The sequence below is a fragment of the Streptomyces sp. NBC_01549 genome (assembly GCF_026339955.1).
In the GTDB taxonomy this organism is placed as follows: domain Bacteria; phylum Actinomycetota; class Actinomycetes; order Streptomycetales; family Streptomycetaceae; genus Streptomyces.
This window is the reverse complement of the sequence record NZ_JAPEPW010000008.1, coordinates 22,940-42,837: the sequence shown is the minus strand read 5'-3', so window position 1 is coordinate 42,837 and position 19,898 is coordinate 22,940. Positions and strand designations below refer to the sequence as shown.

At 71.6% G+C, this 19,898-nt stretch carries 17 protein-coding genes and 3 pseudogenes; 9 read left to right on the top strand and 11 right to left on the bottom strand.

The window, feature by feature from the left end:
• Nucleotides 1-143: 143 nt before the first annotated feature.
• Nucleotides 144-2,729 (bottom strand): SpoIIE family protein phosphatase, encoded by a 2,586-nt coding sequence (locus OG819_RS57745; protein ID WP_266658246.1) that lies wholly within the window; start codon nt 2,727-2,729, stop codon nt 144-146.
• A 306-nt stretch (nt 2,730-3,035) separates the two neighbouring features.
• Here OG819_RS57745 and OG819_RS57740 point away from each other — a divergent pair, with 306 nt between their 5' ends.
• Nucleotides 3,036-3,266, top strand: coding sequence for a response regulator transcription factor (locus tag OG819_RS57740; protein ID WP_060900198.1), 231 nt, complete (start codon nt 3,036-3,038; stop codon nt 3,264-3,266).
• 197 nt (nt 3,267-3,463) lie between these two features.
• Here the strand turns inward: OG819_RS57740 and OG819_RS57735 are convergent, their stop codons facing one another.
• Nucleotides 3,464-3,910: a hypothetical protein gene (locus tag OG819_RS57735; RefSeq protein WP_266638912.1), complete on the bottom strand. Its 447-nt coding sequence runs from the start codon at nt 3,908-3,910 to the stop codon at nt 3,464-3,466.
• 457 nt (nt 3,911-4,367) lie between these two features.
• Here OG819_RS57735 and OG819_RS57730 point away from each other — a divergent pair, with 457 nt between their 5' ends.
• The gene (locus tag OG819_RS57730) at nt 4,368-5,648 is read left to right on the top strand and encodes a serine hydrolase domain-containing protein (RefSeq protein WP_266658244.1); all 1,281 of its coding nucleotides are present in this window, start codon (nt 4,368-4,370) and stop codon (nt 5,646-5,648) included.
• 98 nt (nt 5,649-5,746) lie between these two features.
• Here OG819_RS57730 and OG819_RS57725 read toward each other — a convergent pair whose 3' ends face one another.
• On the bottom strand, nt 5,747-7,171 hold the full coding sequence (locus OG819_RS57725) for a DHA2 family efflux MFS transporter permease subunit (protein ID WP_266658242.1): 1,425 nt from the start codon (nt 7,169-7,171) through the stop codon (nt 5,747-5,749).
• Nucleotides 7,172-7,283: 112 nt separating this feature from the next.
• Between OG819_RS57725 and OG819_RS57720 the strand changes: the two genes are divergently transcribed.
• Complete coding sequence (locus OG819_RS57720; RefSeq protein ID WP_266658240.1) at nt 7,284-7,742, top strand: helix-turn-helix domain-containing protein; 459 nt, start codon at nt 7,284-7,286, stop codon at nt 7,740-7,742.
• Nucleotides 7,743-7,961: 219 nt separating this feature from the next.
• Nucleotides 7,962-9,758, top strand: a complete 1,797-nt coding sequence (locus OG819_RS57715) for a glycoside hydrolase family 15 protein (RefSeq protein ID WP_266658252.1) — start codon at nt 7,962-7,964, stop codon at nt 9,756-9,758.
• 220 nt (nt 9,759-9,978) lie between these two features.
• On the opposite strand, the gene OG819_RS57710 is transcribed toward OG819_RS57715, so the two are convergent.
• Nucleotides 9,979-10,452, bottom strand: a complete 474-nt coding sequence (locus OG819_RS57710; RefSeq protein WP_266658238.1) for a carboxymuconolactone decarboxylase family protein — start codon at nt 10,450-10,452, stop codon at nt 9,979-9,981.
• Nucleotides 10,453-10,829: 377 nt separating this feature from the next.
• On the opposite strand from OG819_RS57710, the gene OG819_RS57705 reads away from it, so the two are divergent.
• The gene (locus tag OG819_RS57705) at nt 10,830-11,366 is read left to right on the top strand and encodes a hypothetical protein (RefSeq protein ID WP_266638908.1); all 537 of its coding nucleotides are present in this window, start codon (nt 10,830-10,832) and stop codon (nt 11,364-11,366) included.
• Between the two features lie 96 nt (nt 11,367-11,462).
• Here the strand turns inward: OG819_RS57705 and OG819_RS57700 are convergent, their stop codons facing one another.
• Nucleotides 11,463-12,275 carry a maleylpyruvate isomerase family mycothiol-dependent enzyme gene (locus tag OG819_RS57700; RefSeq protein ID WP_266638931.1) on the bottom strand — a complete coding sequence of 271 codons (813 nt, stop codon included), beginning with the start codon at nt 12,273-12,275 and terminating at the stop codon, nt 11,463-11,465.
• 394 nt (nt 12,276-12,669) lie between these two features.
• Between OG819_RS57700 and OG819_RS57695 the strand changes: the two are divergent.
• Both OG819_RS57695 and OG819_RS57690 read left to right on the top strand, forming a co-directional pair.
• Nucleotides 12,670-13,457, top strand: a pseudogene (locus tag OG819_RS57695) (helix-turn-helix domain-containing protein).
• A 418-nt stretch (nt 13,458-13,875) separates the two neighbouring features.
• Entirely contained in the window at nt 13,876-14,421 is a 546-nt protein-coding gene (locus OG819_RS57690; RefSeq protein ID WP_266638906.1) for an ATP-binding protein, read from the top strand.
• A 30-nt stretch (nt 14,422-14,451) separates the two neighbouring features.
• Here OG819_RS57690 and OG819_RS57685 read toward each other — a convergent pair whose 3' ends face one another.
• The 3 genes and pseudogenes from OG819_RS57685 to OG819_RS57675 form a co-directional block, all read right to left on the bottom strand.
• On the bottom strand, nt 14,452-14,706 hold the full coding sequence (locus OG819_RS57685; RefSeq protein WP_266658236.1) for a zinc ribbon domain-containing protein: 255 nt from the start codon (nt 14,704-14,706) through the stop codon (nt 14,452-14,454).
• Between the two features lie 64 nt (nt 14,707-14,770).
• Nucleotides 14,771-14,830, bottom strand: a pseudogene (locus OG819_RS57680) (hypothetical protein); the annotation flags it as partial.
• A 63-nt stretch (nt 14,831-14,893) separates the two neighbouring features.
• Nucleotides 14,894-15,298, bottom strand: a complete 405-nt coding sequence (locus OG819_RS57675) for a transcriptional regulator (RefSeq protein WP_266658250.1) — start codon at nt 15,296-15,298, stop codon at nt 14,894-14,896.
• A 138-nt stretch (nt 15,299-15,436) separates the two neighbouring features.
• On the opposite strand from OG819_RS57675, the gene OG819_RS57670 reads away from it, so the two are divergent.
• Nucleotides 15,437-15,943: a cupin domain-containing protein gene (locus OG819_RS57670; RefSeq protein ID WP_266658234.1), complete on the top strand. Its 507-nt coding sequence runs from the start codon at nt 15,437-15,439 to the stop codon at nt 15,941-15,943.
• A 27-nt stretch (nt 15,944-15,970) separates the two neighbouring features.
• On the opposite strand, the gene OG819_RS57665 is transcribed toward OG819_RS57670, so the two are convergent.
• Both OG819_RS57665 and OG819_RS57660 read right to left on the bottom strand, forming a co-directional pair.
• Nucleotides 15,971-16,474 carry a hypothetical protein gene (locus tag OG819_RS57665; RefSeq protein ID WP_266638904.1) on the bottom strand — a complete coding sequence of 168 codons (504 nt, stop codon included), beginning with the start codon at nt 16,472-16,474 and terminating at the stop codon, nt 15,971-15,973.
• Between the two features lie 234 nt (nt 16,475-16,708).
• Nucleotides 16,709-17,940, bottom strand: a pseudogene (locus tag OG819_RS57660) (IS701 family transposase).
• 498 nt (nt 17,941-18,438) lie between these two features.
• Here OG819_RS57660 and OG819_RS57655 point away from each other — a divergent pair.
• Nucleotides 18,439-18,828: a hypothetical protein gene (locus tag OG819_RS57655; protein ID WP_266658232.1), complete on the top strand. Its 390-nt coding sequence runs from the start codon at nt 18,439-18,441 to the stop codon at nt 18,826-18,828.
• Between the two features lie 300 nt (nt 18,829-19,128).
• Here the strand turns inward: OG819_RS57655 and OG819_RS57650 are convergent, their stop codons facing one another.
• On the bottom strand, nt 19,129-19,737 hold the full coding sequence (locus OG819_RS57650) for a TetR/AcrR family transcriptional regulator (RefSeq protein WP_266658230.1): 609 nt from the start codon (nt 19,735-19,737) through the stop codon (nt 19,129-19,131).
• Nucleotides 19,738-19,898 lie beyond the last annotated feature (161 nt).

Below are 19,898 nucleotides of genomic sequence, written 5' to 3'. Positions count from 1 at the left end.
CCCGGCACCGCCCCCGCCCCCGGCACCGCCCCCGCCCCCGGCACCGCCCCCGCCCCCGGCACCGCCCCCGGCACCGGCACCGGCACCGGCACCGGCACCGGGGGCGGGGGCGGGGGCGGTCGTTTTCCGGGTCGGGCGGGCGGTCAGCCGGGGGAGAGGGACTGTTCGGCCCAGACGGTCTTGCCGGTGAGGGCGTGGCGGGTGCCCCAGCGCCGGGCGAGCTGGCCGACCAGCAGCAGGCCTCGGCCGCCTTCGTCGAAGGTCCGGGCGCGCCGCATGTGCGGGGCGGTGCTGCTGGAGTCGAAGACCTCGCAGGTCAGGGTGGATTCCTCATGGATCAGCCGCAGCTGGATGGGCGGCCGGCCGTAGCGGATGGCGTTGGTGACCAGTTCGCTGACCGTCAGTTCGGTGATGAAGGCGGCGTCGTCCAGTCCCCAGGCGGTCAGCTGGTCGGTGGCGTGCCGGCGCGCGCGGGCGACGACGGCCGGGTCGAAGGCCAGGTCCCAGGCGGCGACCCGGTCGGCGTGCAGGGCTCGGGTGCGGGCGACGAGCAGGGCGATGTCGTCGTCGGGGCGGTGGGTGAGCATGGCGGTGAGGACTCTGTCGCAGACCGTGTCGAGGGTCCGCGCGGGGCGGGCGAGAGCGGCGAACATCTTGTCCAGCGCCTCGTCGATGTCGTGGTCGCGGGCGGCGAGCAGACCGTCGGTGTAGAGGGCCAGGAGGCTGCCCTCGGGCAGGTCGGTCTCGAAGGTCTCGAACGGCAGGCCGCCCAGGCCCAGCGGCGGGCCGGCCGGGACGTCGAGGAAGCGGACGGCGCCGTCCGGGGTGACCGCGGCGGGCGGCGGGTGGCCGGCCCGGGCGAAGGCGCAGCGGCGGGAGACCGGGTCGTAGACCGCGTACAGACAGGTGGTGCCGATGCCTCCGGCGCTCTCGGCGGCGCCGTCCGTGCCGGCCTCGTCGGCGGACAGGTGCAGGACGAGGTCGTCGAGGTGGGTGAGCAGCTCGTCGGGCGGCAGGTCGACGTCGGCCAGGGTGCGCACCGCGGTGCGCAGCCGGCCCATGGTGGCGGAGGCACGGATGCCGTGGCCGACCACGTCGCCCACGACGAGGGCCACCCGCGCGCCGGACAGTGGGATGACGTCGAACCAGTCGCCGCCCACGCCGGCCTGGGTGCCGGCGGGCAGGTAGCGGGTGGCGATGTCCAGGGCTCCCTGGTCGGGCAGCGTCTGCGGGAGCAGACTGCGCTGCAGGGTCATGGTGCTGGTGTGCTCCCGGCTGTCGCGGCGGGCGGTGTGGATGCCGACGGCCGCCTTGGCGGTGAGTTCCTCGGCCAGCCACAGGTCGTCCGCCTCGAAGGGCTCCGGGCGCCGGCTGCGGCCGAAGAGGGCCACGCCGAGCGTGGCGCCGTGGGCCCGCATCGGCACCACCATCACCGAGTGCGTTCCGTTCCCCATGAGCCGGGCGGCCCCCGGGTCCTGCCGCGCCCACCGGACGAGGTCGGGGTCGGTGGCGTCGTACAGGGCGCCGTGGCCCTGGGCCAGGCAGCGGGCCACCGGTGACAGGGCCGGGTAGAGGGTTTTCCCGCCGGCCGCGGGAGCGGGGCGGTCCTCGAGGACCGAGCGCACCGCGGCGCGGGTCATGGACAGGAGCCCGGCCGGGGCGGCGGGGGAGGGCCCGCCGCCGTGCCGGGGGGCGTCCAGCAGGTCGACGGCGGCGAAGTCCGCGAGCCGGGGGACGGCGATGTCGGCGAGTTCCTGCGCGGTGCGCCCGCTGTCCGCGGTAGTGCCGATGCGGGCCGAGGCCTCGCTCAGCAGGAGCATCCGCTGCCGGGCGAGGTGCTCCTGGCGCCGCGGGTGCGCCGCCAGGCACACCGCGCGCACCTGGCCGGCGGGGTCCTTCAGCGGGACGAGGGAGGTCGACCAGCCGTGTTCCGCCCCGGTGCCCGCGGGGCCGGCGCCGGGGCGCAGGTGCTGCGGGCCGGCGCCCTCCAGCACCCGGCGCATCTTCGCCTCGGCCTCGTCGCTCACGGGATGCGGCGCGATCTCCGGCAGCCGCAGCCCGCGCATCTGGTCCTCGGTGAGGGACAGCGCCTGCTCCATACCGGCATTGGCCCGCACCAGCCGCAGGTCCGCGTCGAAGACGGCCAGGACGCAGGGCGCCTGGCGAAACACCCATTCCCCCAGCTGACCGCTCCCGGGCGGCCCGCCCCCGTACGCCTCGCTCCCGGAGGCCTCGCTCCCGGACGTCGCGCCTCCGGCTGCTTGTGCGCCAGGCGTTGTTCCTTCGGGTGTCTTTCCTCCGGGCGTACCGGCAGGCGCCTGCCCCTGGGGTGCGGCGCTCACGGCGGACACCACGAGCCACTCGGTGCCGGGGCCGTCCGCCGTACGGCGGTGCGCCAGCAGTTCTTGCCGGAGCCGGCGTCCGTCGCGGTGCCGCAGTGCCACGGTGCCGCTCCACCGCTCCTGTCCGGCCGCGTCCCGCAGCGCCGCCACGCCGGCGCCGGCGCTGGCACCGGCGGCGAGCAGGCGGGCGGCGGGCTGTCCCAGGATCTCCGAGGGCAGGTAGCCCAGCAGCTGCCGGGCGCCTTCGCTCCACCCCGTCACGATGCCCCGCGCGTCGACGGTCGCCGTGGCCGTGGCCGTGGCCGTGGCGGTGGCCGTGCGGGCCGGACCGGGGGAGGCGTCCGACTCGTGTGGCCGCTCACCAGGATGGGTGGGAAGTCGCTCCATCGCCGCTCATCTCGTCCTTCGGGAACCTGCACGGCCGGGGCTCTTCTGACAAGCATGATCCCGGGGGCCGTGGAGCACCAACCCGGCGCTGCCGCCGGGGCGCGGCCCGCCGGTCCGTCCGTGACCGCGCCGCGGCAAACCCGCGAGGTCCCGCTGTGACAGGCCTGTGACAGGCGGCGGACACCGTCATGAAATCCCCCGGCCAGCCTTTATATAAAGCGGACAAAACGCCTTATTCGGTCACATGTCCCCTGCTTTCAAGGGTGTGAGCGGTGACGACCGAGCCGACACGTCGGAGGAAAACCCATGAGCCTCACACTCGCCACGCCGCACGCCGAAGCCCCCGTCCCCGCCCTGGCCCCGCGGGAGCAGGAGACACTGCGACATATCGCCGCAGGGCGCACCTACCTGCAGACGGCCCGCCACATGGGGCTCTCCAAGCACACCGTCGACGCCTATCTCCGCCGTATCCGGGCCAAGCTCAACATCAACAGCACGGCCGAACTCACCCGGCTGGCCATCTCCCTGGGCCTGTGACCACCACGCCCCCACGCCGCCGGGACTGCGATGTGACCGCCGCGCCGCTGCTCACCGGGCCCGGGCCGAACCAAGCTGATCCGGATCGACGTACTGGACATCGAAAGAACCGTCTTTCCGCCATCCATCACCTGCACGTACTCGGAACGGGTCCGGCCGCGAACAAGAAGAAACTGACCAGCGGCACGCCAGCATGCTCACGGCCTCCGCGCGCGCTCGTCCGCCCATCGGGCGGATGCGGCCAGCGCCACCGCGGTGACCACGAGGCCGGCCAGCGCCGGGTTCACATATCCCGGCACCGCCCGGTCGTAGGTGGTCCCGTCGCTTCGATGGCACACGAACCGCACCGGCACCCACCCGATCTGGTAGTCGTCGATCCGGTAGTCGCGTTCCTCCACGCCCGTGCGGCACGACCGGATGGGAGACGAGTCCGCCCCGCCGTCCTCCGCCACCAGTGCCGCGCCCGCGACGTACAGGATTCCCCACGCGTACATCGCGGCCGCGCCCGCCGCGATGACATACGCGAGACCGCGGAGTGAGTGCGCGAGCCCGCCTCTCCCGGCGGCTGCCAGTGCCCGGCCCAGGAACACCAGGCCGGAGACGACCGCGGCCAGGACGGCCGGCGGACAGAGCAGGAGACTCACTTCCTCTCCCCCCGGCCCTCGTCCTCAAGACGTATGTGACCTCGCACCGCACGATCCCCTCCCGCCGCGCTTCCCCGGGGGCGGGGACGATCAAGGGAGGGCGGGCGGTTGCACGGGGCGAGTCCGGCCGCCGGCAAGCGGCACCGGGCCGCCCCGGCCGGCCCGCGGCAACATGGCTGACATACGGTCAGAAATCTGTACCCGCAGCCGAGTTGACCGAACGGCCGGGCCGTCCGTACCGTGCCGGCCGTCCGGTGCGCTGCGGCGCTGAGCGCACCGCCCGGGACCTGGGCCGCCCGACGGGCAGGGGAGGGACCACGCTCCTATGCTGGTGAGGCAGGAGTTTGCGGGTGGTGTCCACGGCACGGCTGTGTGACCTGCGGTGCGCCGCGCAGCTGTCCCGCGCTCTCGGCCGCCACGCTCACGGGCTCCGTCCCCGGCTGCTGGGAGTGGGCCCATGACGCACGCGTGCGGACGACTGCGCAGGGGGGCCGTAACCGCCACGGCGGTGGGGATGCTGACGGTGCCGCTCACGGGCCCGGCCGCGTCCGGGGCACCGGTGTCCGTGCGCACCGCGGCCACCGCCCCCCAGCCGCCCCCGTCCACCGCCCCGCAGCCGCCCTCGCCCTCCGCCTCGCCGACGGGCGAGGTCCGCACACTCACCCCCGCCGTGACCCGGCAGCTCGATGGGACCGTGCAGCAGGTCATGCGCGAGGCGAACGTGCCCGGGGTGAGTGTGGGCCTGTGGACACCCGGCCAGGGCACCTACATACGGTCGTTCGGGGTCGCCGACAAGAGCAACGGCCGGCCCATGTCGCCGGATCTGTACACGCGGATCGGCAGCGAGACCAAGACGTTCACCGTGACGGCCCTGCTGAAACTCGTCGATGAGGGCAAGGCGGGCCTGGACGACCCGATCGGCAGGTACGTCGCCGGGGTGCCCAACGGAGACAGGATCACCCTGCGCGAGCTCGCCGGGATGCGCAGCGGCCTGTTCAACTACACCGAGGACCCGGGCTTCTTCAAGGCCTTCACCTCCGATCCGCAGCGCCCCTTCACCCCGCGGCAGCTGCTCGCCTACGCCTTCAAGCACCCCGTGCTGTTCCCGCCGGGCCAGAAGTTCTCCTACTGCAACACCAATCTCATCCTGCTCGGCCTGGCCGTCGAGAAGGCCGGCGGGAAGCCGGTCCAGGACTACATCCACGACAACGTCCTCGCCCCGGCGGGCCTGCGCCACACCCTCTTCCCGACCGACGCCGCCTTCCCCGACCCGCACGCGCAGGGCTACACCGGCCAGACCGCGACCGGGAAGGTCGAGGACACGGCCGGCTGGAACCCGTCCTGGGCCTGGACGGCCGGCGCGATGATCTCCGACCTGGACGACCTGCGCGTGTGGGCGCGCACGGTGGCCACCGGCGTCCTGCCCGACGGCACCACCCTGATCAGCCCGGCCACGCAGAAGCAGCGGCTGACCACACCCCCCACCACGATCCCGGGCGCCGGATACGGCCTGGGCATCTTCGACGTCCAGGGCTGGATCGGGCACAACGGCTCCCTGCCCGGCTACGAATCCCTGACCGTCTACCTCCCCGCGGCGCAGGCGACCCTCGTGGTCCTGCTGAACACCGACATCGACCACAACGGCGCGGAGCCCAGCACCCTCTTCGGCGAGGCGATCACGAAGATCGTCTCCCCGGGCCACGTCTTCAGCCTGCCCGCCCAGCCCGCGGCCCGCTGACCGCCCCCGCGCGAGGCGGAGCCGGCGTGCGGCGGAGCCGGCGCGCGGCGTACGGGTCTGCGGCCGACGGAGCGCGCCGTGCGGTCTGCGGTCAGTGGTCAGTGGTCGGCGGCGGGCCGGCCGGCACAGGCCGGTGCGGCGGCCGGGGTGCGGCGGCGCAGCGGCAGGCAGACCAGCGCCCCGGCGGCCAGTACGGCCAGCGGCAGGACGGCGGTGGTGTGCAGGGCGGCGGGGTAGGTCTGCCCGGCGGCGAGCCCGGCGGCGAGGCGGCCCTGCAGCAGGGCGCCGACGGCGGCGGCGCCCGCCACGGAGCCGATCTGACGGACGGTGTTGTTGACGCCGGAGGCGGCGCCGGCGAGATGGGAGGGGATGGTGCGCATCGCCTCGGCGGACATGGGGGCGATGATGCAGCCCACTCCGAGCCCGGTGAGCAGGGTGGCCGGGACGAAGGCGTACCAGGCGGTGGCGGGCGAGGCGGTCAGGGTGATGGCGAGGATGCCGGCGCCGTAGCAGCCGAGCCCGGTGAGCAGGAGGTACCTGCCGCCGATGCGGTCGGCCAGGCGGCCGGCGAAGGGGCCGACCGTCATGGACACCAGGGACGAGGGGGCGAGCACCAGACCGGCCTTGACGGCGCTGAGGTGCAGCACGGACTGCAGGTAGAGGTTGAAGGGCAGGACCAGGCCGAGCATGGCGACGGAGAGGAATCCGACCAGGGCGGTCATCGCGGTGAAATTGCGGTCACGCAGCAGCGCGAAGGGGATGAGCGGTTCGCGGTCCTGGCGGCGGCGCTGGTGCAGCACGAAGGCGGCGCCCAGTGCGCTCCCGGCGGCGAGCAGCGCCCAGATGCCCGCGCCCCACCGGTAGTTCTCGCCTTCCTGCAGGCCGAAGGCGAGGCAGAACAGGGCGGCGGCGGACAGCAGGAGGCCGGTCAGGTCGAACCGGTGCGCGCGGGCGGGCCGGATGTCGGGGACCACCAGGAAGGTCAAGGCGAGCGCGGCCGCCCCGACCGGCACGTTGACCAGGAAGATCCAGCGCCAGTTCGCGGCGGAGACCAGGAAACCGCCCAGGGTGGGCCCGGAGAGGGTGGCCAGCCCGGCGACCATGCCCCACACGCCCATGGCCCTGCCGCGCCGTTCGGCGGGGAAGACGGCGACGACGAGTGTCGTCGTCTGCGGGGTGAGCAGGGCCGCGCCCAGGCCCTGGACGGCCCGGGCGGCGATGAGGGCGTTCGCGGTGGGGGCGAGCCCGCAGGCGACGCTGGCGAGGGTGAAGACCGCAAGCCCGGCCGCGAACAGGGTCCGCGGCCCGTGCAGGTCGCCGAGCCGGCTCGCCGTGATGATCAGGACCGAGAGGGCCAGGGCGTAACCGCTGACCACCCAGAGCGTCCGGTCGAGCGAGGCGTCCAGGCTGCTCATCATGTCCGGGACTGCGATGTTCACGATCGTCAGGTCCAGCAGGGTCATGAAGAACCCGAGCGAGAGGGTCACCAGGACGGCCCACGGGTTTGCTCGCCACGTCCGCACGGTCGGTGCTCCTTTTCTCCGCCCCGGCGGTGCCCGGGAGCCTGCCGGGACAGTAACCCATCTATTTAGATGCATCAAGATAGATGCATCTCTCTTGATGTAATCTGGGGTCATGAACGGAGTCGACCTGTTCCTCCTCGGCCGCACCCTGATGAAAATCGGCGAAACCGCGATGCCGGAACCCGAAGGCGGCGCCGCCCGCCACGGCGGCAGCACCCGGTCCGTCCTCATCGTCGCCAGCGACCTCGCCACCCACCCCGACAGCGCCGTCGGTGAGATCGCCGCCCGCACCGGCCTGCCCCAGAGCCAGGTCTCCACCGCCGTCGCCCGCCTCAAAGAAGCGGGCGCCGTCATCACCGCCCCGGACCCCGCCGACCGGCGCCGCCTCCTCGTCCGCCAGGCCCCCCACCTCTCCGGCCGCGTCGCCGAAGTCCGGGCCACCACCATCGACGACGCCCTCGCCGCCGCCCTCGGCGACAGCACCCCCGAGCAGCTCGCAGAAGTCACCGCCGCCCTCGGCGTACTCGCCCGCCACCTCTCCCCGCAGACTCCCGCCCGCCCCCGCCCCTGAACCCCCGGGCGTGCCGTCACAGCCCCCGCTCCACACAGCCCCCGCTCCAGCCGCTCCGCAGGCCCATGAGTGCGGACAACTCGCTAGCCTGGACACCAGGGGGCGGCTCGGGCGAAGCCCAAGGAGGCTGACGTGGCTCAAGCGACTCCTGAGGCCGGAGCGAAGAACACGACACACACCGGCCCCGGCAGCTTTTACGGCACCGGCACCCACCGCTACCTGCCGATCGCCGAACACGGACTGATCGGCGACCTGCGCAGCGCCGCCCTCGTCGGCACGAACGGCACCATCGACTGGTACTGCTGCTCCCGCTTCGACGCACCCAGCGTCTTCGCCTCGATCCTCGACGCCGAACGGGGCGGCTCCTTCGAACTCGCCCCCGACGTCCCCGCCCGCACCAAACAGTTCTACTTCCCCGACACCAACGTCCTGATCACCCGCTTCTTCGCGGACGACGGAGTCGGCGAGATCCAGGACTTCATGCCCGTCGTCGACGACTCACGCGAGGCCGACCGCCACCGCCTCATCCGCCGCGTGGTGTGCGTGCGCGGAGCACTCCCGTTCCGCACCCTCGTCGCCCCCCGCTTCGAATACGGCACCGCACCCCACACCGTGCACGCCGAGAACGGCCAGGCCGTCTTCGCCTCCGCCTCGCTGCGCCTCGCCCTGACCTCCACCGTGCCCATCGAGGTCGCCGGCCCGGACGTATGGGCCCTGTTCAAACTGCACGAGGGCGAGACGGCCGTCTTCACCATCGACCAGATCGGCGGCGAGGTGGCACCCCGCTTCTGCGCCGTCGCCGAGGCGGAAAGAGAATTCAACGCGACCGTGCGCTACTGGCGCCGCTGGCTGTCCCAGTCCCGCTACCGCGGCCGCTGGCGGGAAATGGTCCACCGCTCCGCCCTCACCCTGAAACTCCTCACCTACGCCCCCACCGGCGCCATCATCGCCGCGCCGACCACCAGCCTGCCCGAACAGATCGGCGGCGAACGCAACTGGGACTACCGCTACGTGTGGATCCGCGACGCCGCGTTCTGCGTGTACGCGTTGCTCAGGCTCGGCTTCACCGACGAGGCCGAGGCCTTCATGGGCTTCCTCTCGGAACATGTGCAGTGCACCGAGTCCGGGCCGCCCGGGCCCACCGGCCCCCTGCAGATCATGTACGGCATCGACGGATGCCGTGACCTGCCCGAACGCGAACTGACCCACCTCGAGGGCTACCGCGGCTCAGCCCCCGTACGCATCGGCAACGCCGCCGTCGACCAGCTCCAGCTCGACATCTACGGGGCACTCGTCGACTCCCTCTACCTCTACGACAAGTGGGGCAAGCCCATCTCCAGCGCCCACTGGGACAACATCAGCGGACTCGTCGACTGGGTGTGCACCCACTGGGACCAGCCCGACGAGGGAGTCTGGGAGACCCGCGGCGGCCGCAAGACCTTCCTCTACTCCCGCCTCATGTGCTGGGTGGCGATCGAACGCGCCATGCGGCTGGCCCGGCACCGCGGCCTGCCCGCCGACATGGTCCGCTGGGGCGCCGCCCGCGACACGATCTACCGGCGGATCATGAGCCACGGCTGGTCCGCCGAACGCCGCGCCTTCACCCAGTACGAGGACAGCGACATCCTCGACGCCTCCCTGCTGATGATGCCGCTGGCGAAGTTCATCTCCCCGACCGACCCCAAATGGCTCGCCACCCTCGACGCCCTCGGCGAGGACCTGGTGTCCGACTCCCTGGTCTACCGCTACGACCCCCAGGCCAGCCCCGACGGCCTCCAGGGCGAGGAAGGCACCTTCTCGATCTGCTCCTTCTGGTACGTCGAGGCACTCACCCGCGCGGGCCGCCTGGACGAGGCCCGCCTCGCCTTCGAGAAGATGCTCACCTACGCCAACCACCTCGGCCTCTACGCCGAGGAGATCGGCCACACCGGCGAACAGCGCGGAAACTTCCCCCAGGCCTTCACCCACCTCGCTCTGATCAGCGCCGCCTTCAACCTCGACCGCATGCTCGGCTAGGTACGAGCCAACAGTCCGCCCGGCCCGCCACGTCACCGACGATCGCTGCGCCCGCCGCCGAATCCTCCAGAGTTCCCAGCCGGCTTCAGGCGCGGCACACGAGAAGTCGTACACGGCGAAGTCGGTCACCGGGAGGCCCGGACACCGGCAAGCGGTGCCCGGAGCGTGCGCCGCTGTTGGTACCGGCCGGCACCAACAGCCCCCCGGCGGCCGCTCCTTGTCATCCGAACTGGCCGGGCTGGTAGTCACCGGCGGGCTGCCGCACGATGACGTTCAGCCGGTTGAAGGCGTTGATGAGGGCGATGACCGACACCAGCGCGGCGAGCTGCTCCTCGTCGTAGTACTTGGCGGCGTTCGCCCAGGCCTCGTCCGTGACCCCGCCGGCCGCATCCGCGATGCGGGTGCCCTGTTCGGTCAGCTCCAGGGCCGCGCGCTCGGCGTCGGTGAAGACCGTGGCCTCCCGCCAGGCCGCGACCAGGTTGAGGCGCACCGAGGTCTCCCCGGCGTGCGCGGCGTCCTTGGTGTGCATGTCGGTGCAGAAACCGCAGCCGTTGATCTGACTGGCGCGGAGCCTCACCAGCTCCTGCGTCGCGGCCGGCAGCGCCGAGTCCGCCGCCACCCTGCCCGCCGAGACGAGGTGCCTCAAGGACTTGGTGACGAGCGGGCTGCCGAGAAGGTCCAGTCGGGCTTCCATGAGTGCACTCCTTGCCGTTGTGTGCGGATACACCTCCATGACGGGCCGGCCCGGCAGGATGTGACATCGACGACTGTGACGCGCGTCTCCCCGCCGCACTCACCCCGCGGCAAAGCCCCACGACGACGTTTTCCGCCCCGCCCCCGCGCACCTGCCGGGCCGCCGCGAGCACCACCACCCGCCCCCGGCCGCACCGCACCACCCCGGCCGCGCCGCCACACCGCACCCGGCTGTGACGCAGCTCCTGTCGCCCCCGCGGAAGGCCGCCGTACCGTTGTCCGCCACGCCCATCCCCGCCCGGGCGCGCAGTGCCCGCGACCGGATCACCCACACCGGCACACCCAGGACAGGCGGGCACACGCACAGGACGGTCCACCATGCCCGCTGATCTCTCGCCCGTCATCACGGCCTCCACGCGCTGGCTGCTGTCGGCCTTCCCCCCGGCCGCCGGCCCGCTGAACCAGGCCCTGGCCGAAGCGCAGGCAGCGCACGCGGCCACCATCGCCGCCGCTCTGCGCTACCCCACCGCGCTGGACGCCGAACTGCTGGACCTGCTCGGCCCCGGAGGCTCGGGCCGGCTGGACTTCGTCACCGGCGCCGACGCACCCCCGCTGACCGACGCCACCCACACCTGGCGCACCCAGGTCGACGAGACCGTCGTCAGCTGGGCGGCCTGCCTGCTGGCCGACGCCGACCTCGCCGCCCTGGCCGCCGCCTGCCTGGCCGCCACCCACCACGGCCCCGACAGCGTGGGCGACGCACGCCGGCTGACCATCCCCAGCCCGCGCGACCACCGCGCGGCCCCCCTGCTGCGCCACCCGGACTTCCTCGGCCCGATCGCGGACCTCCACCGCGAGACCCTCCTCGGCCTCCTCGGCGCCGCCCCGGCCGTCAGCGCCCCCGAACCCGGGTGAGTCCCGGGTGAACGCCGGTCCCGTACGGCGTCAGAGCACCGATCCCGTACGGCTTCAGACCGCCGTCCCCTGTCCGGCCGCCGCGGCCCGTGGCGCTCAGGGCGCCTTGAAGAGAGCCGGGAAACGCGGAGCGAGCCAGGGCTTGCGCCCCCCGACCAGGATGCGGCCCTGAGCGAGGGCGCCCCACTGGCCGCGGCGCCCGAGCGCCATCAGGAGAAAAGTGACCGGCTCGATGAGGATGGTGCAGTCCGCACGTTCCGGCAGCCGCTCATCGACCGACACCGCACCCCCGGCCACCCGCACACCGAACCGGCCGCCACCCCACAGGCGGATCGCATAGCAGGCGCTCAGCCCGGCCGTGCGGGCCGTGTCGGTCACCCGTGGCATCACCGTCGTCAAGAACGGCAGCGTCAGCCGCACCCGCCCGCGGTCGATCATGTGCGCACGCCCCAGCGCACGGGCGAGGTCGTAACCGTGTCCCAGCATGTGCGTGAGCAGATACGACCCCAGCACATCCGGTCCCATCGGGCCCAGCGGAGTGACCACCGTCCCCTCCGCGCCCCGCTCCTCCAGAGCCCTCAGACACGCACCGGCCTGCTCCACGATCATCCCGGCCAGCGGCTCGGCCCCCCGCTCACCGAACGCGGCGAGCCCCTGCTCGTTGGCCGCGGCAAGACTCTGCGGCGTGCCGTCCCCGTAACCGCGCGCACGGCCCGCCGCGATGTCCGCCATCAGCTCGTTGGCCAGCGCCAGATGTGCCGCCGCCTCCCCGACGCTCCACTGCGAGTCCGGCACCCGAAGTTCCATGCCGGCGCCCGCGCGCAGCAGCGCGGCGATCTCCTCGGCCGTATCCCGTATCGCCACGCCGAGCCCCTCGGGCACCGCGCCCCGCACGCCAAGCCCCGCCACTGATTCCACGCCGCCCCATCCTCATTTCCGTCCCCGTCCCCGTGCCCGGGTCCGCCCGCAGCCGCCGGGCGAACACGCGTCACGGATCACCCGGCGTACAGAAGACCAGGTGACAAAGGCAGCGACAAGCCCCTGGACCACGAGGCCGGACGCGGCCGCGCCCGCAGCACCGGCCCAGCACCTTCGCCCTCACCCGCTCCGCTCACCCGCTCCGCTCACCCGCTCCGCTCACCCGCTCCGCTCACCAAGTCGGTTCACCCCGTCGGTTCGCCAAGTCCGCCCGGCCCAGGCCGCGTTGAGGGGACGCTGCGGGCGGATGGCATAGTGCCCCGCATGCCGATACGGACCGCACGCCCGCAGAAGGGCAGAGGGCAAGGAGCCCTCGCCGCACTCCTTGTCACCCTGCCCTTCTGATGCACAGGCCAGCCGGCACGTCGGGGTGGCAGCCATGGGTGTGGCGTCGATCAGCCCCGACTACTACACGCGCCTGGAGCAGGGCCGCCGCCAGGCTTCCGAACCGGTGCTGGACACCCTTGCGCGGGTGCTGCGGCTCGACGACGGCGAGCGTGCCTACATGTTCGAACTGTCCGGCCGGGACGCCGCCCGGCCCCGCCGGCGCACCACGCAGAAGGTCCAGCCGCAGCTGCGGCGTCTGCTGGACGACCTGTCCACCACGCCGGCCGTCGTCCTGGGCCGGCGCACGGACATCCTCGCCTGGAACCCCATGGCGGCCGCCCTGTTCACCGACTTCGCGCGGATCCCGGAAAAGAAACGCAACTTCGTACGGCTGGTCTTCTGCGACCCGGCCGTCAGAGCGCTGTACCCGGACTGGGACTGGGTGGCACAGACGAGCCTGGCGCAGCTGCGCATGCAGGCCGCCCGGGACCCGACAAGGATCCACGGCTGGCGGAACTGGTGGGCGAGCTGTCACTTCAGGACCCCGACTTCCGGCGGTGGTGGGGTACCCATCGCGTCGCGGTCCAGGGCACGGGCACGAAGGTCCTGCACCATCCGGTCGTCGGCCGGCTCACCCTGGACTGGTCCTTCCTCACCTGCACCGCCGATCCCGACCAGCAGCTCATCACCCTGACTGCCGAGCGCGGCACCCCCAGCCACGACCGTCTGCGCATCCTCGCCTCATGGGCCGCGCAATCGGCCGGCCACTCCGTGGCAGACCGCTAGACGCAGGATTCTCACGCGCTGCCGGAGCCGGGGGAGGGCAGGCCGGTGAGCTCGGCGATGGCCTCGGGAGACGGCTTGAAGCAGCGGCGGACGCTTGTGCCCTCGGCCTTGACCCGGCGATGCCGACGCCGGGGATCTCCTCCGCAGGGGCGGCGGTCTCGTACCTGCTGACCTAGATGTGGTTGCCGGGATCCTGGCCGGGAGACTGTAATGGAAGTGAGCACGACGTTGAACACCCTGGCTGTACGCCATGGTTCAGCGTCGTGGGCATGGTGAGCGTCTCCGGCATGTGAGCCGTTCGAGAATCCGCCACTGTCCCATCACCCCATTTCCCAGGGCTTCACCGACCCGATGCCTCCATCAGAGGCACTGCCAAGACCGGCGGGCCTGTCTCGACATGCACGAAAGGCTTCCGATCATGCGGCGTTACGTTCTGACCGGCACACCGGGCGCGGGCAAGACATCGATCCTGCGGTGCCTGGCCGAGCTCGGCCATGGGGTCATCGAGGAGGCGGCGACAGCGGTCATCGCACAAGCTCAGGCTCAGGGCGAGGACGCGCCATGGACACGGGCGTCCTTCATCGATGAGATCGTCGCTCTGCAGCGACAGCGGCAGTTGGAGGCCGCCACCACGGACTTTGTCCAGGTGTTTGACCGGTCACCGGTCTGCACGCTGGCGCTCGCCACCTACCTGGGTCGGCCGGTGTCCCAGGCGCTGGCCGCGGAGCTCGAACGGATCACCTCCGAGGGGATCTACGAGCGACAGGTGCTCTTCATCCGCAATCTGGGGTTCTGCGAGCCCACCCCCGCTCGGCGGATCAGTTTCCAGGAATCGCTGGTATTCGAACGTGTCCACGAACAGAGCTACCGCGTGTTCGGCTACGAGCTCATCGACATCCCCGCCGACGACCTCGCCCATCGCCTCGCCGCCGTCAGCTCGGTGATCACGTCGAGCGCTTCCTGACTTCCTCCCCCTCGTAAACGAGGGGGACTCCTACGGCTCGCGCCGTGGGGTTCTCTGCTTCGTCGCCGACTGCCCGCCCGGAGTTCTCCGTTGAGGTCTTGCACCAGCTCCACAGACAGACACCGCCGGCCCGGCGGCCAGAAGGTTCTTCGCCGCGTTCACGTCCCGGTCGTGGACCATTGCGCAGTCGCACGTCCAGGTGCGGACATTCAGCGGCGTCCTGTCCTGCAAGGCACCGCAGGGGAGCACAACTTGGAGGAGGGGGAAGAAGCGGTCCACGACCATTCCGGTTCCTGACCGTATTGCGCACGGTCAGGTCCTCGATCACGAGCGTTTGGTTTTCGCGCACGAGTCGAGTGGTCAGCTTGTGCAGGCCGTCCCCGCGCCGGTCCGTGACCCGGGCATGGATCCTGGCGACCTTACGGCGTGCCTTCTCCCGGTCGCGGCGTTCGTGCCGGGGGTGGCGATCTTCTCACCGGTCGACAGGGTCAGCAGGTGGTCCAGGCCGGCGTCGATCCCTGCCGCCGCACCGGTGGCCACGAGCGGCTTCACCGTCGGGTCGTCGCACAGCATCGACACGAACCAGCGGCCCGGCCATCTTCGCGAGCTTCGACCGGCCGTCGCGGAACGTGAACGCCGAGCCGGTGTACTGCGCCGAGGCGCGGGACTTCCGCTTCGACTTGAAGCGTGGGCACCTGGCGCGCTTGGAGAAGAAGTTCAATTCTTGAGCCCGTCGCTTCAGCGACGGGTGGTTGACGAACCGGAACGGGATCTGCTGCGAGGAAGCGATGGCCTCGCACGTGAGCGGACGGGCAGGTTCGCGGGCGAGCTCCAACAGGGCCCGCGTGGCGTAGTCCGCCTTCGCGGGGATATGCATGCGCGCATGCTGCCCGGCCAGTTGCCCGGACGAGGGATTCCACCGGTTCCCCTCCTGCATTACGGGAACATTGCCGCAGGTGAAGGCCAATGGGCACCTCTTGACATCCTTTTATGGACCGCTTTAGCGTCCCCATTCATGAGCGAGCCGCTGACGACCCCCGGCGAAGGTTTCCACCCCCATCTCCACGACGCCGCAGGGCGCCCGGCCACACCCCTGCGCGCCCGCCTGCACCACATCCGCGCCGACGCGCTCGACGGCGACACCGCGCAGACCGGGGGCATGCGCAGGTTCGCCGCCGTCAGCGGCAAGGCGGTGGGCTCCGAAAAGCTGTGGATGGGCCAGACCCACGTCGCGCCCTCCACCTCCTCCTCCGACCATCACCACGGTGAATCCGAGACCGCCATCTACGTGGTGAGCGGGCACCCCGAGTTCGTCTTCCTCGACGACGCCGGACCGCAGCCGCAGGAGGTGCGCCTGCGCACCTCTCCGGGCGACTACATCTTCGTCCCCCCGTTCGTGCCGCACCGCGAGGAGAATCCGGACCCCGCCGAAGAGGCCGTGGTCGTCATCGCCCGCAGCACCCAGGAGGCGATCGTGGTCAACCTTCCGCAGCTGTACGCGCTGCCGGCCGGGGACGTCTGACCGAACAGCCCCGGCGCGCGGCGCCGGTCAGGCGTCCGGGACGGCAGGCTGCGTGCCGCTGCCGGCCGGGGCCCCGGCGGAGGGCCACTGCGCCAACGAGATCATCCCCGTCACCCGGCGGATGAGGTAGAAGGCCAGCGGCAGCTCGACACACGCCGCGAGCACCGCCGACAGCCACACCCCCGAGGTGCCGAAAGCGAGCGACACGTCGAACCACGCGTCGCAGATCAGCAGCACCGCCGTCGTGATCCCCGCCACGATGACAGCGCGGTGCCGCAGCCAGCCGAGAAGCGCCGTGGACGCCATCGCGACCATGAGCAGGGCGTCGAATCCGACCCACGTCACGCGCCATTGGCGGACCTCGTACACGGACGGCAGCGTCGCCGCCAGCAGGACCGTCCACGGGACGAGCCCGGCGGCGCAGACGGTGAGCAGCTTCAGCGTGCGACGCCGGTGCCCGCGTATCGGCTCGGGCAGATCGGCCGCCGGCGGCGCGGCCCCTTTCCGGGTACTGGGTCGGGTGTCGCTCACGTCGGCTGCTCCGTTCTCGTCTGTCCCGGACGGACAGTGGCGGGGGTGTTCCGCCGGCGTCGGGCGGTCAGATGTCCGGTGATGATCCAGCCCAGAACTGCCAGGCTAATACCCGGCCCACCGCCGCCGGACGGCGGCCGAGGCACCGCCGTGGCGCCTGGTCACAGACGGTTGCGCGCCGGTTTTCGGCGGGTGAGTCACGGCAGCTGTAGTTCGTGACTCGTGAGGTTCCTGTCATGCGATGGCCACTGCTGTGACGTTGTTCCAGCGGCGGTGGCAGGCCGTCGCGCGATGCTGGTGTCGGCGACGCCAGTTCGACCAGCGCAGGGCGTGTGCCGGATCGGTGTCCTGGCGGGGCCTTGGCAGGGCGAAGACCCGCAATAGCGCGAGGAGTTCGCGCGGGCTGACGGGCACCATGGCCAACTCGTCGTCGGAGTTGGCGGGGTGGGCGCGTTGCCGCTCGTGGAGGGCGCCGACGGCCAGAAGTGCGTAGGCGATCATTGACATGAGGCTCCAGCGGTGCCAGGACGTCCAGCAGGTGACCTGGCCGGTGTCGAGGTGGGCCAGGCCCTTGGCTCCCTGGAAGTCCTCCTCGACCCGCCACCTGCGGCAGACCGCGCTGACCAGCACCGATATCGGCTGCGGGTCGGGGTGCCAGGTCCGGTAGAAGGAAAGGGTGCCGGTGCGGCGGTGGCGTCGGACCAGGACCTGGCTGTGCCCGGCGGCCTGTCCGGGCGGCGCATCGTCGGGGTTCACGTCGATCATCGCCCAGTCGTAGAGCCGCTCGGCCTTGGTGCCATGGCCGGTCCTCAGCCGCATCCAGGCCCGCTTCGGCACCCGCTCCAGCAGCGCGGTGACCTTCTTCTTCCCGGCGCCCGGGGTGGTGACCCGGTGGCTGGTGGGTACCGCGATCGCGTAGCCGTAGCCCAGCGCACGGATCCGCGCACGCAACTCCCGTCCACCGTAGACCTCGTCGGCGGCCACCCACGCGGTGTGCACCCCCGAGGCGTGGGCGTCCTCCAGCATGTCGCCGGCCAGTTGCGGCTTGGTGGCGAACACCCTCTCGTCGGGCACCCCGACCAGCTCACGGCGCTCGTCGTCCGCCGCCCATGCCTCGCCCAGGTACAGCCGACGGTCGACCAGCGCGTGCCCCTCGGCACTCACGTAGGAGAGGTGTACCGCGACCTGGCACAGCCCGATCCCGCCCAGCGCCCCGGAGTACTGCCGGGCCGCGCCGACCGCGTCGAGGGACGACTTCTCATCGCCCGTCTCGTCCACCACCAACATCACCTCCTCTCGCCGAGTTGCTCCACCGTCCAGGCCGCGACCGACCGGCGGACTGCCTCGGTGTCGAAGCGGGCCCTCGACAAGAAGTGCTGCAGGACATGCGGACCGCTGTGGCCGATCGCCTCGGCCAACGACCAGCAGTTCGCCGATTCCTTGACCATCAGCAGCCCAGAGACCATGTTCCGGCAGGTCAGCCGGGTCTCCCGGCGCGGGAAGCAGCTCGCGAACCGGCCCATCAACCCCTCGAACAACCCGTCCCACCCGGCGTGTACTACCGTGGCCTGCGCGGCCACCGCTTCTTGATTCTTCGTCACACAAGATCACGATGCCGGTGGCCGTACCCCTGCCGCAGGCACCCCACCCACCACGCTGGCCAGCGGCGATGCCTCACGCCTCACGAACTACAGCTGCCGTGTGAGTACGTCCGCGTCACAGCTGCCGCGGTCCGTCAAGTCCCGAGTTTCCCTGCCACGCGTTTAAGGGGCATGACTCCCTTCGCCTGCCGGTGCCTAATAGAGATGCGGGCCCGTTCAACAGCAACTGGCCCTCACACATTCCGGAACTGCTCGCACAGTGCGAATTACCGGACATGCATCTCGTCACCGAAGTACCGAATGGCTGCGAATCGGCAGGACTGTTCGGAAACCCTGATCATTTCTCACGGAGGAGAAATTCCCATGACCCGTACTTCCCGTACCCAGCGCCTTGTGACGCTCGCTGCCTCGACCGCTCTGGCGGCAGGAGGCGCGTTGATACCCTCCGGCGCTTTCGCCGCCACCCCGGCGACACCGCACACCGGGACCGTGGCCACGGTCGTGGCAGGCCATCAGGGCCATCAGGCCGGCGAGATCACGGGGCTGTCCAGGAACAGCACGACCACCACCACCACCAGCACGACGGTCAAGAAGGAACTGACCGACGAGGGCCTCAAGATCACCACGACCACCAAAACAACCAAGACCACCAGGAATTCCGAGGGTGCCGTGATCAAGAAGGTCGTCAAGGTGACCACGAAGGTCAGGACGATCAACATTGACGGAAACGACCGCAACAACCACAGGCGGTAGCAGCCGCTGGGGCCGGTCGCGCCCACGGGGGCGCCGCCATAGGGGCGGTGACGGTCCATCCGGCCGCCGCCGCGGTCAGTGTGGCCGCGGCGGCGGCCGGTTTCCGTACGGGGGTGATCCGCGGGTTGTCGAACTCGTCGGTCCGGCGGCCCGCCACGCCCAGGCCGGCGTGTCCGGCCGCGTGCGCCGAGCCGTCGGCGGGGGGCGGGGAGTTGTCGACCCCGCCAGCGCCCGGAACATAGTTCCGGATGGGCGCAGTGGGTGCCCCGGACGGCGTTCCGGTTCCGGTACGCGCGGCGGCTAGCGCGTCAGGCGCAGTCCCGCGATGAGGAGTTCGACCAGTCGGCGTGCGTCGTAGCGGGGATCGCTGTCCGCGCCGATGCAGAGGTTGCCGACGCCGCGCATGAGCTCGTAGGCGTCCGCGTCGGAGCGGATCTCGCCGGCGGCGGCTGCGGCGCCGAGCAGCTGGGCGCACACGGGCACGAGCCGGTCGAGGAAGTAGGCGTGCAGCGCCTCGAAACCGGCGTCGTCGGACTGCAGCACGGCGGCCAGTCCGTGCTTGGTGACCAGGAAATCGACGAAGAGGTTGATCCACCGCCCCAGTGCGGCATGGGGAGTTGGGCAGGTCGCCAGCAGGGCGGGGCCGGCCTCGGCGCAGGCCTCGACCTGGTGCCGGTAGACGGCGATGATGAGATCCGCTCGCGTGGGGAAGTGCCGGTAGATCGTGCCCGTCCCGACGCCGGCCCTGGCCGCGATGTCGCGTACCGGCGCCTCCACGCCCGATGTGACGAAGACCGCGGCGGCCGCGTCGAGCAGGGTCTCCTTGTTGCGCCGGGCGTCCGCCCGCCGGGGCCGGGCTGTCTGCCCCGCGCCCCCGTCGCCGCCCCCGCCCCCGTTGCCGTCGTTCACCGCGCCGTCCTCTCCGCTGCCGAGCTTGTCAAACGGAACGACGTTCCGTATGTTCTTTCCGGAACGAGGTTCCGTTTGCTCATGATGTCAGAGCAGGGAGCCGGCGGCCAAGCCGCGCAGTGCCCTGCCGCCACGCTTCACCCGCAATGGAGGAACACGCT